This window comes from Deinococcus sp. YIM 77859, from assembly GCF_000745175.1.
GTDB lineage: Bacteria > Deinococcota > Deinococci > Deinococcales > Deinococcaceae > Deinococcus.
Genome location: NZ_JQNI01000002.1, coordinates 2,167,664 through 2,183,588 on the forward strand (window position 1 = coordinate 2,167,664; position 15,925 = coordinate 2,183,588).

12 protein-coding genes are annotated in these 15,925 nt (G+C 66.0%); 1 reads left to right on the forward strand and 11 read right to left on the reverse strand.

All coding sequences use genetic code 11. From position 1 onward, the window contains the following. The first annotated feature begins 237 nt into the window (after nucleotides 1-237). Nucleotides 238-4,347 (forward strand): LAGLIDADG family homing endonuclease, encoded by a 4,110-nt coding sequence (locus EI73_RS10685; protein ID WP_034386615.1) that lies wholly within the window; start codon nucleotides 238-240, stop codon nucleotides 4,345-4,347. A 72-nt stretch (nucleotides 4,348-4,419) separates the two neighbouring features. Here the strand turns inward: EI73_RS10685 and EI73_RS10690 are convergent, their stop codons facing one another. The 11 genes from EI73_RS10690 to mqnE all read right to left on the reverse strand — a co-directional run bounded on the left by EI73_RS10690 (nucleotide 4,420) and on the right by mqnE (nucleotide 15,916). Further along, nucleotides 4,420-5,547: a sorbosone dehydrogenase family protein gene (locus EI73_RS10690; protein WP_081909009.1), complete on the reverse strand. Its 1,128-nt coding sequence runs from the start codon at nucleotides 5,545-5,547 to the stop codon at nucleotides 4,420-4,422. A gap of 88 nt (nucleotides 5,548-5,635) precedes the next feature. Further along, nucleotides 5,636-6,982: a S8 family peptidase gene (locus EI73_RS10695; protein WP_034386616.1), complete on the reverse strand. Its 1,347-nt coding sequence runs from the start codon at nucleotides 6,980-6,982 to the stop codon at nucleotides 5,636-5,638. 245 nt (nucleotides 6,983-7,227) lie between these two features. Further along, complete coding sequence (locus EI73_RS10700; RefSeq protein WP_051935490.1) at nucleotides 7,228-7,596, reverse strand: zinc ribbon domain-containing protein; 369 nt, start codon at nucleotides 7,594-7,596, stop codon at nucleotides 7,228-7,230. Between the two features lie 108 nt (nucleotides 7,597-7,704). After that, nucleotides 7,705-9,033, reverse strand: coding sequence for a ribosome biogenesis GTPase Der (der, locus tag EI73_RS10705; RefSeq protein WP_034386618.1), 1,329 nt, complete (start codon nucleotides 9,031-9,033; stop codon nucleotides 7,705-7,707). A 479-nt stretch (nucleotides 9,034-9,512) separates the two neighbouring features. Next, a complete protein-coding gene (locus tag EI73_RS10710; protein WP_034386620.1) occupies nucleotides 9,513-9,731 on the reverse strand; it encodes a hypothetical protein in 219 nt (72 codons plus the stop codon). Nucleotides 9,732-10,222: 491 nt separating this feature from the next. Further along, entirely contained in the window at nucleotides 10,223-12,058 is a 1,836-nt protein-coding gene (locus tag EI73_RS10715; RefSeq protein ID WP_051935491.1) for an ABC transporter ATP-binding protein, read from the reverse strand. Between the two features lie 118 nt (nucleotides 12,059-12,176). Beyond that, on the reverse strand, nucleotides 12,177-12,935 hold the full coding sequence (locus EI73_RS15650) for a cytochrome c (protein ID WP_081909010.1): 759 nt from the start codon (nucleotides 12,933-12,935) through the stop codon (nucleotides 12,177-12,179). A 75-nt stretch (nucleotides 12,936-13,010) separates the two neighbouring features. After that, the gene (locus tag EI73_RS10725) at nucleotides 13,011-13,385 is read right to left on the reverse strand and encodes an MGMT family protein (protein ID WP_034386621.1); all 375 of its coding nucleotides are present in this window, start codon (nucleotides 13,383-13,385) and stop codon (nucleotides 13,011-13,013) included. Nucleotides 13,386-13,457: 72 nt separating this feature from the next. Continuing rightward, on the reverse strand, nucleotides 13,458-14,333 hold the full coding sequence (locus tag EI73_RS10730) for a menaquinone biosynthetic enzyme MqnA/MqnD family protein (protein ID WP_034386625.1): 876 nt from the start codon (nucleotides 14,331-14,333) through the stop codon (nucleotides 13,458-13,460). Between the two features lie 109 nt (nucleotides 14,334-14,442). Further along, nucleotides 14,443-14,784, reverse strand: a complete 342-nt coding sequence (locus EI73_RS10735) for a nuclear transport factor 2 family protein (protein ID WP_034386627.1) — start codon at nucleotides 14,782-14,784, stop codon at nucleotides 14,443-14,445. Nucleotide 14,785: 1 nt separating this feature from the next. Continuing rightward, nucleotides 14,786-15,916, reverse strand: a complete 1,131-nt coding sequence (gene mqnE / locus EI73_RS10740; RefSeq protein WP_034386630.1) for an aminofutalosine synthase MqnE — start codon at nucleotides 15,914-15,916, stop codon at nucleotides 14,786-14,788. Nucleotides 15,917-15,925: the final 9 nt, after the last annotated feature.

Below are 15,925 nucleotides of genomic sequence, written 5' to 3' on the forward strand. Positions count from 1 at the left end.
TTGATTTCCTGGCCGCCGTCCCCGGCGGACATTTCCCCCGGCCTCTGGCCTGAGCCGCCAGGGGTCACATCTTGTACACGAAAACGGATCGTCGTACAAGTCCTTGTGCATTAGGGTGAAGGGTGTTACAGTCGGGCATCTGAGAGCGGCCCCTTGTGCCGGGCCACCCTGTCCATTCCGGGCTGCCTTCCGCAAGGCGGTCGGGATTTGTGTTGCCGTTTTCTATAAGGAGCCTCTATGACCACTGCCCCTGACCCCACCCTCCGCAGCTTCGACGAGAACGCCCAGCACATCGCCCGGCGGCAGTACCTGCAGCCCGGCGACGGCGACATTGGCGGCATGTTCCGGCGTATTGCCCACTGGGTGGCGCAGGCAGAAGCGCCCGAAGCACGTGAGCACTGGGCGCAGAAATACTTCGATCTGATGGCCGAGAAGAAGTTCTGCCCCGGCGGGCGGGTCCTGGCGGGCGCGGGGACGCAGCACGGCAATGTCCTCAACTGCTTTGTGCAGGGGGCGACCGAGCACGACCCCGCCTCCTTCGACGGCATCATGGAGGTGGCGAAGAAGCTCGCCCTCGTCACCAAGGTGGGGGGCGGCAACGGCGTGAACCTCGACGTGTATGCGCCCCGCGCGCAGAGCAGCCGTCCCGATGCGGGGGTACGCGGCTGGGTGTACATGAGCGCCACGCACGCCGACGTGACCGACTTCATCGCGGGCCTGATGCGCCCGCCCACACAGCCCGACGGCGACAAGCAGCCCGTCGCGGTGCGCAACTGGACCCGCGTGGTGTACGGTGAGGCGATCTCCCCTGAACTCGTCGCCGCGGCCCGTCAGAACGGCGTGCAGATCGTGCGTGCTCTGCCGTCCGGGGTACAGGCCGTTCCCGACGACATGGGCGGCATCATCGACGCGGCCCGGGCGGTGGCGGAGAGCGCCAAGGTCGGCGTGGAACCCCGCATCGACCTCAGCGGGATGCGGCCCGAAGGCGCGCCCATCAAGGGCTCGGGGGGCACGTCTAGCGGCCCGGTGTCGTTCCTGATGGAGATTTTCGATAACTTCCTCGAGTGGGCCAACCGCGGCGGCGAGACGAGCGGCCCGGTCAATACACTGCGCTACGTGTACGCGCCGGTGCTGCGGGTGGTCCGTCAAGGGGGAACACGCAGGGGCGCGGGCATGGCCACGATGGCGATCGAGCATCCCGACGTCCTCGACTTCCTGACCGCCAAGGACCTCGACCGCGAGGCTGCCGAGGGTGACATCTCCACCTTCAACATCTCCATTCTGGTGTCCGAGAAGTTCTGGCAGGCTCTTGAACGCGACGCCCTGTGGCATGTGGACGTACAGGAGGTGCCCGGCAAGTACTACCTGGCCCCGCAGGCCGGGACGTACGGCGGCCGCCTGCCCGCGCTGCCGGACCGCGCCGAGGACGGGGCCCGCGCCGTTCCGCTCTACCGCAGCGCGCCCCAGGGCCGCTACAACCCCGCCGACAAACGCCCCGGCGTTCCGGCGAAGTGGCTGTGGGACCAGATCGCGCAGCACGCCTGGGCGACTGGGGAACCGGGCCTGATCTTTGTGGACCGGGTGAACGAGTACTCGGCGCTGAAGAACCTGGGGAAGCGGTACGAGATCCGGAGCACGAATCCGTGCGTGACTGCCGACACCTGGGTGATGACTGCCGCGGGGGCGCGCCAAGTTCACGAGTTGATCCATCGGCCTTTCGAGGCGCTCATTGACGGTGTCGCCTACCCAACCGTGAGCGATGGCTTCTTCCTGACCGGGGTGAAGCCGGTCGTCCGCCTGACCACCACCGATGGGTACGAGGTGCGCCTGACCTCCGATCACAGGGTCTTACGTGTATCGTCCATGACGCGGTCCAAGACCCGTACCGAGTGGGTGGCCGCGGGCGATTTGCTTCCTGGCGACAAGGTCGTACTGCACGACCACCGTGAGATCACGGAGTGGAGCGGCGACGGGATGTGCAGCGACGCCGAAGGCTACCGGATGGGGCTGGGCACCTTGGACACAGATGGCAGCGCAATTCTAAGCGTCTGGCCACAGAATGACGGGACCGAAGCTGTGATGGCGGCGGCCGAGAGTACCACTCGCCCACTTGCCTCCCGCGGCGACTTTCATGGCTGGCAGGCTCCGCAGTCGAACGGACAGCGTCGTCTGCGACTCGCTGGCCTCACCCAGGTTGCCACCACGCTGGAGCTGAGAAGAGGCCGCACGACCATCACACCCGAGATCGAGCGCCAGTCGAGGGGGTTTTACTGCAACTTCCTGCGCGGTCTCTTTGATGCGAAGGGGAGCGTTCAGGGCACGCAGGTCAAGGGGGTGAGCGTTCGCCTCGCACACTCTGATCTGGAGATGCTCAAGGCCGTGCAACGCATGCTGCTGCGCCTGGGTATCGGCTCGACGATCTCCCAGGAGCACCGAGCTGCGGGAGCGCCTGTGATGGGCGGGAGCGCGCACAAGGCTCAGCACGAGCTTGTGCTCGCGGGCGAGAACGTCAGGCGCTATGCGGAGCTCATCGGGTTTGAGGACACCAAGAAGGCCGAACGCCTCAAGGACTGCCTGGAAAGCTACGGGCGCGAGCTGAATCGCGAACGGTTCGTGACTGTCGTCGAATCCATCGTGGACGATGGCATCGAGGAGGTCTATGACGTCACCGTGAGCACGGTGCACGCCTTTGACGCCAACGGCCTGTATGTCCACAACTGCGGTGAAATCCCCCTCACCGTGGGCGAGCCCTGTGACCTGGGCGCGATCAACCTCGCCGCCTACGTCAAGGGCAGCTCCTTTAACTACGCCGCCTTCCGGGCTGATGTTCGCACCTGCGTGCGCTTTCTGGACGACGTGCTGGACGTCAACGTCTTTGCGCTGGAGGACAACCGGGTCGCCTCGCAGGACCTGCGCCGCCTGGGCCTGGGCGTGATGGGCCTCGCGGACGCCCTGATCAAGCTGGGCCTGCGTTACGACTCGGAGGCCGGGCGCCAGGCCATCCACGACATCATGACCGCGCTGCGCGAGGAGGCCGTGGCCGAAAGCGAGCGCCTGGGCCAGGAACGAGGCGTGTACCCGGTCTACGAGCGGAACGCCAAAAAGATTCCGCACCAGCCCCGGCGGAATGTCGCGGTGCTCACCGTCGCCCCGACCGGCACCACCTCCATGCTGATGGGGGTTTCCAGCGGGATCGAGCCGGTCTTTAGCCCCTTTATCTGGCGCAAGATCGGCGCCGAGTACCGGGCGCTGCTGCACCCGCTCTTCATGGAACTCCTCAGCCAGTACCCGCCCGCCGCGAACATGGAGGACGGCCAGGGTGGCTGGAACTGGGACCGGGTGACCGAGGCGGTCTCCGAAAACCACGGCTCGGTGGTTGGTCTGGCCTTTATTCCCGAAGCCCTACAGCAGGTCTTTGTGTGCGCGCACGACATCAAACCGGTCGATCACGTGCGGATGCAGGGCACCGTGCAGCGGGCCTTTGACGCCGGCGGGCAGCACGCTGCCAACAGCCTCTCCAAGACCATCAACCTGCCCAACAGCGCGACCGTGCAGGACGTGCAGGACGCCTACAGCGAGGCGTACCGAACGGGCTGTAAGGGCATCACCGTCTACCGTGATGGCAGCAGGCAATTCCAGGTGCTCTCCACCAGCAAGAAGAAGGAGAAGAAAGTGGAGGAGCCCGTGGCCGCCGAAGCCGTGGCCGAGGTGATGGGGGAGAGCGGTCAGCCGTCAGCGGTCAGCCGTCAGCCGGAAGCCGCCCCCGCGCCTGCTGTGCCTACTCCCGCCCCGGCCCCCCGGCCCGCCGCTTCCGCCCCGACTCCCGTCTATGAGCGCCCCGCTCGCCTCAGCGGCATCACCGATATGGTCAAACTCACCGACCCGACGAGCGGGCACCGCCGCTCCTTCCTGGTGACGGTCAACCACCTGAACGGCAAGCCCGTCGAGGTCATGGTGATCAGCGGGCGCGCGGGCGACGAGGCAAACGCCGATAGTGAAGCGCTGGGCCGCGTCGTCAGCATCGCCCTGCAACACGGTGTTCCCGCCCAGGCCATCATCAAGACTCTGCGGGGCATCAATGGCGGCCTGTACGGCTCCTACAATGGCCGCCTGGTGGGGTCCAAGGCCGATCTGATCGCCGTGGCCCTGGAGACGTTCGCCAAGGATATGGACGCCGCTAGCCTGCCGCCCCTCGCCGGTGCCAGTGTGGACACGCCGGCTGCCCCCAGCGGCGTCAGCGTGGAGGGCCTGGGCCGCGAACGCTGCCCTGTCTGTGAGGAGAAGGCCGTGATCCGCGAGGAAGGCTGCCTGAAGTGCCAGGCGTGCGGCTACAGCAAGTGCGGGTGAGTGACGGCACAGCCTGAAGAGTGGCGGCGAGGAGAAAGGCCCGCCGCCTCTTCTTTGCTCCTCTAACTGGGTTCAGCGCCCCAGTTTCAGGATTCGCCCGCTGCTGTATTCCGCCACGTACAGTTCGCCTGCCTCGTCCTCCCCGAAGGTGGAGGGGTTCTCCACACGCCCGATGCGGGTCTTGCTCCAAGTCTGCCCGCTGACGGGGGCGGCCCAGACATTGCCGCTGCCAAAGTCGGCAAAGACGTACTGTCCCTTGAGCGCGGGAATGGCTTGGCCCCGGTAGACGTACCCGCCTGTGATGCTCTGGCCCTCGTCCCGGCCGTACACCAAGACGGGTTCGGTGAGGCCCTGGGTGCGGCAGCCCTGAGGAGGCTCATAGCAACTGCGGCCCTCGCGCAGATCCCAACCGTAGTTCTCGCCGCCTCGACTGGCGCGCGGCTGGCGGTTGACCTCCTCAAAAGCGTTCTGCCCTACATCCGCGATGATCAGGTCCCCAGTCACGCGGTCGAAGGAAAAACGCCAGGGGTTTCGCAGGCCGTACGCCCAGATGTAGGGGTTGGCCCCCTGGCGGTTGAGGAAGGGGTTGCCGGGGGCGGGTTTTGCGGCGTCGCCCCGCACGTCAAAGCGCAGGATCTTGCCCAGGGGTGTGCTCAACTTCTGCGCGTTCTCCTGCGGGTCACCCTGGCTGCCGCCGTCGCCCAGGCCCAGGTACAGGAAGCCGTCTGGCCCAAAGGCCAGCTGCCCGCCGTTGTGGTTGGCGTAGGGCTGGTCGGTGGTGAAGAGCACCTTTGCGCTGGCCGGATCGGCGCGGGAGAAGTCGGCGGTGGCCGTGTACCGGGCCAGCACGGTATCGCCGTTCCGGTCGGTGTAGTGGATGTACAGGCGGCGATTTTGCCGGTAGCTGGGGTCAAAGGCCAGGCCCAGCAGGCCGCGCTCACCCCCTGCCCGGGTGAGGCCACTCACGTCAAGAAAGGGCTGGGCGCGCACCTGTCCGTTTTGAATGACGCGCACCTGCCCGCCCTGCAACGCGGCATAGAGCCGCCCGGAGCCGTCTGCGGCGTGGGTGAGGGTGGTGACCTGTGGCAGCCCGCTCACAAAGGGGGTGAACTTCACCTGCGGCGCAGCCGCCCGCTGGGCCTGGACAGAGGGGGCCAGCAGGACGGTCAGGACCAATGGCGCAAAGACAGCGCGAACCATAAACCAGTGTGCCCGGTACGAGGGGCGGTCAACTGTGAGCTCGCGGACCAGCCAGCGAGGGACTCCAGTTCCTGTGATGCGGACGGCCCTAGAAGCCGCTCACGTTGAGGCGGCCTCCCGTCACGGTCTTGCCATTCAGGCTAGGGGTCGCGATCACGCTCCCGAGGATGGCATTCCGAATCTGTTGGGCAGTGGCGCCCGGGTGGGTGCTGGCATACAGAGCCGCGGCCCCGGTGACGTGGGGGGTTGCCATGCTGGTGCCGTTGTAGCTGGCGTATTTGTTGTACGGCACGCTGCTGGTGATCGCCACACCGGGTGCCCCAAGGTCCACCTGCGTCTTGCCGTACTGGCTAAAGGAGGCGAGGGCACCGGTCTTGTCGATGGCCGCCACGGCGATCACCGCGTCGTACCCAGCGTCCCTGCTGGTGTCGTAGTTGCTGGGGTAGGAGGCCGTCGTATCATTGTCGGTGCCGCTGTTCCCCGCCGCCGCGATGAAGAGGATGTTCGCCTTTGCCCCGCGCACAATGGCCTCGTACAGGGCCTGCGAGTATCCCCCACCGCCCCAGGAATTGTTGGTTGCCACGATATTCAGGCCGTGCCGCGTCTTGAGGTCGGTGAAGTAGTCCACAGCCTTGATCGCGTCGGCGGTGCTGCCGCCCCGGCGGCCCAGGAACTTGCCGCTGATCAGCGTGACGTTGTGGTTCACGCCAACCACGCCGCCGTCATTCGCGGTGCCGCCGATCGTCCCGGCGACATGCGTGCCGTGGGCATCCAGGCTGCCGCGTGTGCCGCCGTCATAGACCGTGTTATCCCCGTTGGCGAAGTCCCAGCCGCGCGTGTCGTCCACGTAGCCGTTACCGTCGTTGTCTACGCCGTCCACCGGGTCAAAGGGGTTAAGCCAGGCATTCCCCTTGAGATCGGGGTGGTCGAACTGGTAGCCCTCGTCGATGATGCCCACGTACACGTTGTCACTGCCCACCGTGCCGCGGGCCCAGGCCTCAGCAGCCTGGCTGCCGTAGGCGTTGGCGGGACTGCTCGCGTCGCCCGCCATTCCCCAGAGGGTGCCGTCAGTGTAGTACGGGTCGGTGACGGTCGCCTGGTGCTGGTAGATCCAGTTGGGCTCCGCAAAGCGAACGGCGCCGCTTGCCTGCAGCTGCGCGATCTTGGCTTCCACGCTTTGCCCATCGGTGATTCGGGTGCGCAGCAGCGCCGCTCCGTTCACCACCGCGAGCTGCTCCAGCGACTGCACGCCCAGCCGCGCTTCGAGCGCACCTAGGCTCTGGGCACCCAGGTTGCTGGAAAGCTGCACAATCACCTCGCCGGGCACGTACGGATGCCCCGCCGTCGAAGCGGTGGTCGTGGGCTCGGGGGCTGTGGCACAGGCTCCAAGCAGCACGCTGAGGGTCAGCAGGCCGAAGAGGGGAGAACGCTTCATAGAACCTCCTGAGTTGGCAGCAACGCCGAGATGTCGAGTGTCAGGAAGATAGCCAGGCAGGTGTGTGCGTGCTGTGATCGGCTCGGTGCCGAAACCAAAAAGCCCCCACCGAACCGTGGGGACAAGAAAGGTTGCCTCACCTACGCCCTTAGTCGTCGTCCTCGCCCTGTTCGGTGACGGTGCCCTCGTTCTCGCCCTCATCTCCGCCGCCCACATCACAGGCGGCAAGCTTGACACTCCCCCCCTTAAAAGGGTGGGATTCTTGCTTCAGCGACAGACGCCCGCAAGCGCAGGTCTTCTTCCGTCTCCACAAGCGTTTCCTGGGTTTCCCCAGCCGTTTTGGCGTGCCCCACCATACGGAGTCCGAGCTTCAGGATGTTGATGGCGGCGTTGTCGTCGCGGTCTAAGTTGACGCCGCAACCGCACACATGCTGCCGGGTCTTCAGGTCTTTTTTCACCGTCTGACCGCACCCCGAGCAAATCTGAGAGGTATACGCGGGATTGACCGGAATGGCTATCTTGCCCATGATTCTCGCAAAGTATTCAATCCATAACCGGAACTCTCGCCAACTGGCGTCCCCGATGGACTTGGACAACTTGCGATTGCGAATCATGTTCCTGCCTCCGTGCCCCGTGTGCAGGCCTTCAGGATCCGTTCACCCGCCGGGCTCTCCTGCACACCGGACGCAGAACTCAGCACACGGTCACGGCAAGGGGCACGCCTAGACCTCTGCCCCCTCGCCCTTCTTGTTGCCGGGGCGATACGGCCCCTTCTCCTTCCACTTGATGCGGACAGGGATACCCGCCAGCTCCAGGTCTTCCCGAATTCGGTTCTGAAGGAAGCCCTCGTAGGCACGAGTGACAAAGTCGGCTCGGTTACAAAAAATCACAAAGGTGGGCGGCGCGGTTTCCACCTGGGTCATGAAGTACATCCGCAGCGGCTTACCGCCGAAATTGGGCACCGCCTGGCGCATCTGCCAGATCTCCAGCCAACGGTTAAGTTCCGCCGTGGGAATGCGGCTCTGCCACTTCTCATAGAGCTTCATGGCCTCGGCCAGCATGTCGTGGATGCCGTAGTCATTGATCGCCGAGGTGTACACGCGCGGCGCGTAGGCGATGTGGTAAAGCTTTTGATTCAGCTCCTTTTCGGTGCGCTTCAGGTCCTCGTCGGGGACGAGGTCCCACTTGTTCACCACGACCACCACCGGTTTGCCGCTTTCGTAGGCGAGGTTGGCAAGCTTGAGCTCGTGATCGCCGATCTCGGTCGCGTTCACCACCAGCCAGATGATGTCGCTGCGCTCGATGGCCGCTTCGGACCGCTGAATGGCGTACTCCTCGATGGCGGTATCGGGCTTGCGGCGAATGCCCGCCGTGTCCACCAGCACGAAGCGCTGCCCCCCGTAGTTCCACTCCACGTCCAGACTGTCGCGGGTGGTGCCGGGCACATCCGCCACGATGGCCCGCTCGCTGCCGATGATGGCGTTGAGCAGGCTGCTTTTGCCCACGTTGGGGCGGCCAATCAAGGAGATGCGAATGGGCGCGACCTCCGGTACGTCCTCGTCGTCGGTGGGCAGGTGGCGGAGCACCCGGTCCATCAGGTCATCCAGACCACGCGCATGCTCGGCACTGATCGCCACCGGTTCCCCGAAGCCCAGGCCCCACAGCTCGGCCAGGTACACTTCGTGCTTAGGGCTGTCGATCTTGTTCGCCGCGACAATCACCGGCTTGCCCAGTTTTCTGAGCCACTCGGCCACCTCGTAGTCGGCGGCCGAAAGGCCCTCGCGGGGATCGAGCACAAAAATGACGGCCTGCGCGCCCTCCATCGCCCACTCGGCCTTTTCACGAATGGCCTGTTCCCACTCGTCCCCGCTCCACAGGCCGCCCGTGTCTATCAGCGTGATGCGGTGGTTGTGGTAGAGCATCACGCCTTCCTTGGCATCCCGCGTCACGCCCGGAAAATCGGCCACCACGGCCTCGCGCCGCCCCAGCAGGCGGTTAAACAGGCTGGACTTGCCGACATTTGGTCGGCCCACGATCGCTACTTTATGCATGTCAGACCTCCACGCCCGCCAGGAGGGCGAGCGAAGCGAGTAGGAGAGAGAGCCCCCAGACAGAAGTTTGAAGGCTTCCCCGGCACACGGAGGCCGGAAGACTGGAGTCTGGGAACATGTCAGACGCTCCTTTCGGTGCCGAGCCCTCCCGGCGTCGGGGGAAGGTTCGCCGCTGCCCCGGCCTCCTCATGGGGGCACAGAGGGCCATAGACTCAATATCTTAGTTCACATTCTGCGGCAAGAAGGTGACGTTTCCCTCAGCGGGCTGCCACCAGATGTCATGCTGTGGCCTACCCCAAGCGGGGAGAGAGGGGGAAGAGCATGGAAGCGCCCTGGTACAAGAAGGCCGGTAACGGACACGGCACCAGAGGCGCGAGTTTTTGCCATGAAAGCCGCGCCTCCTCCAAAATCCGCCTGCATCTGAAATGTAGACGAAAAGATCAAGGGGCAAAAAGCTCGACCAGGAGCGCATCGATCTGCTATCGGCGCTGGGGATCTGAGCGCTGTTCCTGCATCATCAGGAAGACGGCCAGACGCTCCAGTCCCCAGGTCAACACCCGCTTGCCTGGCGGGTGTTTCTCTTGCCGTCGCCACCCTCCCCAATGCGCGAGCAGGTGGAGTTGCCGGTTGTCCAGGGTCGCGCCCCACTCGAACAGGAAGGCGGCCACGATCCACGCGCAGCTCACCAGGACCCGCAAGCCGTCGAAGTGCAGGACGCGGGCACTCTCTCACTTCAAGACCCCCTTGGTCCAGGCGGGCCGTCACGTCCTCAGCGGGCAGGCGCAGGTGACTCACCGGTCCTCAAGCGCCTTGGTTCCAGGCGTACCGCCGTGCACTCCAGGGGAGAGGGACCAGGAAGGTGCACGGCTGTGCCGTGCACGTGGACCTTCAGCGCGAGCGATCTGTGACAGAGGCAATCCCCCGGAGGCGAGGAGGCCTTGCAGGGTGGTCGAGAACCCCTGGAACAAGCGGCGGTCACCAAAGAGCGGCCTGAAAGCCTGGAGATGGCGCGAGAACGCGCCCAGCGGCACGTACGGCTTCATGACTCCAGGATGCGCCGGGGTTGGTGGGCACTTGAACTATGCAGACTTTCGTCCGCATTTCAGTGCATACTCTTGACCCCGTTCGTATCTCGCGCTATTCTTTACCCATCACCGCCCAAGAGGTGGCTTTTTTGTTGCCCGGTGGCTCAGCCCAGTTCCGCCGTCTCCCGCGCGGGCTTCTCCTCCAGGTACTGCCCGGCCTGCATGCGCCACAGTTCGGCGTACTCGCCGCCCTGCGCGAGAAGCTCCGCGTGGGTGCCGTCCTCGATCAGGCGGCCCGCTCGCATCACCAGGATGCGGTCAGCCATCAAGACGCTTCCTAGGCGGTGGGTGATCAGCAGGGTGGTGCGGCCCCGGGCGAGGGCGGCAAAAGCCGCAAAAACCTCGCTCTCGCTGCGGGGATCGAGGGCGGCGGTGGGCTCGTCGAGAATGAGGATGCGGGCATCCCGGTACAGGGCGCGGGCAGTGGCGAGCTTCTGCCATTGCCCGCCCGAGAGGTCCACCCCGCCGAAGGCCTGGCCCAGGCGAGTATTCAGGCCAGCGGCGAGCCGGGGCAGGACCGTGTCGAGGCCGCTGGCGCGCGCTGCTTGGGCGAGTTTGAAGGCGTCCTCGGGGCGGCCCAGCAGGACGTTTTCGCGCAGCGTCCACTCGAAGCGGGCGAAGTCTTGGAAGACGGCGGCAACCTGACAACGCCACGCCGTGGGATCGAGGTCGCGCAGGTCCGTGGCCTCGCCCGGCCCTCCGACCAGGATGCGCCCGGCAGTCGGGTCGTAGAAACGCAGCAGCAGCTTGACCAGGGTGGTTTTGCCCGCTCCGTTCTCCCCCACGATGGCGACAACCTGCCCCTCGGGAATGTCTAGCGAAATGTCCTCCAGCGCAGGCTGGCCGCCGTAGGCGAAGCTCACGTGCTCCAGCGTCAGGTCAAGGCGTGCGGGGAGGGGACGGGGTGTCTCGGGTGGGGCAACCCCCGGGCGGGCGTCGAGGAAGGCGTAGTACTTCTGAAACCAGCGCAGGTGCTCGGTACCCATGCCGAGGTACTCGGTGACGCTGCCCAGGCCCTCACGGACCTGCGCGAGCGCGCCGATCACCAGCACGACCGTGCCCGCCGTGAGTACCCCCGCTTCCGCCTGCGCCACCGCGTAGGCAAAAAGACCCGCGGTGACCCCCAACGCGAGCGCCTGCGCAGGCAGCACGCCCAGCACCTGTCTGTTGCGCACCGCACGCATCACCCGCTGGTACGCCGTCGCCTTGCTCACATACCGACTGGTGAGGTAGGGCATCAGGTCGTAGAGGCGCACCTCCTTGGCGTACTCGTGGCGCATGGCGACGCGTTGGTCGTAGGCGAGTTCGCGGGCCTCTTGGGTACGCTGAATGGCGAGGCTCCAGCCCAGCTCGCGCAGGCGAATCTGGGTGCGGGCCAGCGGCAGCATGCCCAGCACCACGACCAGCGGCACCCACCAGCCCACGGTCAGGAGCGTCCCAGCCACACCCACCACGCTCACCAGCGAGCGCAGCAGTCCGAGCAGCGTCGCCGTGAGGTTGAGCGGGCGGAAGCGTGCGCCTACCTGGAGGGTTTCTACGTCGTCATGAAAGCGGGGGTCCTCGACCACGTCCAGACCTGGGAGCTCCCGCATCTTGTGCATCAGGCTGGTGACCGTCTGCACGGTGAAGTGATCGGCGGCGTAGCCTTGGAGCACCGTGCTCGCCACCTGCGCGAGCTGCGTGAGCAGGGCTGTGCCCGCCCAGGCGAGGGCGAGCAGCGTGAGATTCGTCTCGCCGCCCTGCACGGCGCGGCTGATTCCATCCACCGTCCACTTGCTCAGCAGAATTGTCGCGGTGGGCGTGAGCCCCTGCACCACGACCATCAGGCCCATCAGGACGACGAGGCCGGGCGCGCTGCGGAACAGGGCGGGAAGCGCGCGGGCCAGCACGGTGAGCTGTTCGCGGATGGCCAGGGGCTGAACCTCGGGCTGTTTTCTCACCCGGCGAGTGTAGGCAGTCGGCCCTGCTTTCACTGTGTGCTTCAGACGGGGCAGGATCGTCACACCAGCAGAGGCAGCGCCACCCCGTCCTATGGGCGGCGCTGCCTGGCGAGTGCCGTTACAGCGACTTCAGGTAGGCGTAGATGTCCGCAAGCTGCTGGTCACTGATCTGCTGCTTGGAGAAACGGGGCATGGTGGGGGCCAGCTCGCGGTCAGGGGCGCGGCCTTCGTGCACCGCCGCGCCAAACTGCTCCAGCGTCCAGCTCTTGGGACCATCCGCCGCGACCAGGCTGGGGCCTAGACCACCCTGGGCGTTCGCGCCGTGGCAACCTCCACAGTTACTGACAAAAACCGTTTGACCGGCGGCGGCGTCACCGCTGGCAGTACCCCCCGCCGCCATGTCGGAGGTGGACCCGGTGTTGGCCCCATCGCCATTCTCGCCCGCCATATCGGCCGGGCCTTCACCGCCTGCCGCTGTGCCCGTCTTCGTCTCTTCCGTCTGCTTTTCGTTCTCCGCGTTTTCCGCGTTGGGGGGCGTTCCTGGTGACGAGGACGTGGTTTCGGTCCCGGTGGTGCCGTCACCCGTCATGGTTTCCGAAGTGCCCTGAACCGGGGCGGGCACCTGGGTATTCTCCGCCGTGCCGCCGCCGCCGCTCGTGGTCGTCGCCTCTGTGGGGGCCGCGCCCTCGGTCCCGCCCTGTGCCGACGCGCCCTCGGCGACCGTTCCTTCCGCGGCAGCCTGGCTCTGCCCAGCCATCAGACGGGGCGTCAGGATCAGGAGCGCCACGCCCAGTACCAGGCCCAGCGTCACGCCCAGCACCCACGACAACACGTCGCCCGCCGCCCACCTGTTTCGTCTCGTTCGCTTCACCGACATGCCGCCAGCATACGCTCCCGGGCGAGGGATGCCGGTCCCGAGGACTTGAGCTGCGCTTGACCAGTGGCCACCGCCCTATAGAAGCCGCTCGGGCGGGGCGCTGTTCTCCTCTGCGGGCCACCATTGCAGCCGCGCAAGGTCGCAGCGCCCGCTGGCGTCAAAGGTCACGCCCTCGGCCTCCAGCAGCCGTTCCTGCACGTTCCCAAAGCCGAGCTTGTGGGTGCTGACCCGGCCCTGCGCGTTGATCACCCGTTGCCAGGGCAGATCCGACTGCCCGGGCAGGCTCGCAAGCACGAACCCGGCCAGCCGTGCTCCCCCTGGCCCTGGCCTGCCGGCCAGGAGCGCGAGTTGTCCGTACGTCATCACCCGGCCCGGCGGGATGCGAGCGATCAGCGCCAGGACGCGCGCGCGGAAGGTGTCCTCCGCCGGTGCCCCAGCTTCATGCCCCATGGGGCACCTCCTCGTCGGATCGGGTGCGGCCCCTCCCCCGAAGGGCCATCCTCAGCGCTCGCCTTTGGGGGGTCATGGCTTGAGCCCCTCAGAAGTAACCAGAACGTGACGCCTGGGGTTTCCCGGTCCGAAGCGCAGCGGCGCATGACCCGGCACGGCTTTCCCCGCAAACTCATGCAGCCCCAGGCGGTCGGGCGCTTCGAGGTGATAGCGAAAGTTCCAGAGGTAATGCTGAACCACCCGCGCGGGCAAGCCCAGCTTCTGGGCGTGTCGCGCCGCCACGTTCGCCAGGTGCCCGATTCCCTCGCGCCGCGCCTCCCGCATCGCCTGCACCAGTTCGGGTGGGGGCGGATTGTCCCGGCGGTAGGCCCACACGGCAAACACGAAGGGATGCCCGGTGAGGCGAAACCACTCCTCGGCCAGGTCCGTGACGGTGATGCCCCGGCCCGTGTGCGGGAGCATCGTCATGGTCGTCTCGGGCGTCAGTGGTCCGGCGACCCGGTACCACTCGCGTAGGGCGCTGTCCCCGATCCGCAGCACGCCGTCGTACCCCGAGGCGAGGAGGTCTTCCGCCTCGCCTTCCGCGACCTCCAGGGTGGGAAAAAGGCCCCGCTCGCGCAGCAGCACCTCCAGCAGCGCCACGCTCATCGCGCTCTGGCGGGTCAGGGCCACCCGCCGCAGGTCTTGAAGGGGCACGGTATGAAAGAGATTTACCGAGTACACCGGCCCCAGCACCGCCACGCTGAAGTCCGGCAGCGCCTCCAGCCTCTCCGCATGCCGGATAAATTCCACCGCGCTGATGTTGGCGATGTCCACTTCGCCCGAGAGAAGCGCGGCATTCATCTCGGTCGGCACGCCGGTGATGGCGGTCACGCCAGGCGGGAGAACAAGCGAGTCGAGGATGGGAGCGACGTTCGTGTAGTGAATCCAACCTGCTTTGTAGGGCATGACTGTCTCCAGCGTTGGGTGAGTGGAAAAAGCGCGGCGGGAGAAGGAAAAAGAATGCCGTTCGCCTTGGGCGCTTTCCCGGAGGCCCCGGTTAGAGCCGGAATCCGTATCACGGCACCACCTGCACGCACACCACTCGCCACTTGCCCTCCTGCTGGGCATACACCCGCAGGAAGCTCTGCACCCGCGTGCCGTTCGCGTACAGGGTGCCGCGGGTGATCGCCGTCTGGCCGTATACCCGCGCGGCATGGCGTTCAAACATGAGCGCCTGCGGGGGGAGACGGCCCATGCCTTCAAGCAGGCCTGCGCGGAAGATCACCTCACCTGCGGGAAAGAAGCCCAGCCAGTCTTCGGCCATCAACTCCGCCAGCGCCCCGGGGTCGCGGCGGTGGTAGGCGGCATTCCAGGCGTCGTCGAGCGCCAACACGGCGTCTAGGTCGCTGACAGCCACCCTAGTCTGCCGCCTCCGCGCCCGGCCGGGGGAAGATCTCTAGCTCGTTGTAGTAGGCGTCGCGCAACACCGGCACGCGCCCGGCCTGCTGAATCATCCGCACCATCGCCGCCTGCGAGAGCGCCATGGGCGAGGTGGCTCCCGCTGCGTGCGCGATGTGTTCTTCCTGAATGGTGCCGTCGATATCGCTGACGCCCCAGTCCAAACTCACCTGCGTGAGCTCCGAGCCGATCATCACCCAGTAGCCCTTGATGTGCGGAAAATTGTCGAGGTACACGCGAGCTACGGCGAGGTTTCGCAGGTCGTCCAGGCCGGTCGTGAACTCGGTTTTGCCCAGGTTCTGCGCGAGCGTGTTGCCCAGCGGCTGGAAGGCCAGAGGAATAAAGGCATGAAAGCCCTGCGTCTCGTCCTGAAGCTCGCGCAGGCGGTGCATGTGGTCAAGCCGCTCTTCCAGCGTCTCGATGTGGCCGTAGAGCATGGTGGCGTTTGTCCGCATCCCCAGCGAGTGCGCCTCACGGTGGATCTGAAGCCACTTCTCCGCCTTGACCTTGTTCTTGGCGACCTGGCGCCGCACTCGATCGGCGAAGATTTCTGCGCCGCCGCCCGGCATCGCCGCAAGACCGGCTGCCTGCAACTCGCGCAGGACTTCCAGGGTGGGCCGTTTGCTGATTCGGGACAGGTGCTCGATCTCTGCTGCCGTAAAGGCCTTGACCTGTAGGTCGGGGAACGCGGCCCGGAGCTGCCGCACCATCTCGGGGTAGTCGGCCCAGGGGCGGTTGGGATGGTGCCCGCTACTCATGTGGAGTTCGGTGATGCCGGGGAGGTAGCGGCGCCGCACCTGCTCGACCACCTCCTGCGGCGAGTAGTCCCAGGCGCGCTCCTCGCCCTTGCGGGCCGCAAAGGCACAGAAGGTGCAGCCCACGTAGCAGATGTTGGTGAATTCAAGGCGCATGGAGTGCACGAAGTAGACCTTGTCTCCGTGCCGCCGCTCCTTGGTTCGGTTCGCCAGGCGCATCAGGGCATTGAGGTCACGGGTGTGGAAGAGACGCAAGCCCTCGTCAAAGCTCAGGCGCTCGCCCGCTTCCACTTTCTCCACAATGGGGGCAAGGCTCTGGTCGCGCAGCCACTTCATGGAGGCATG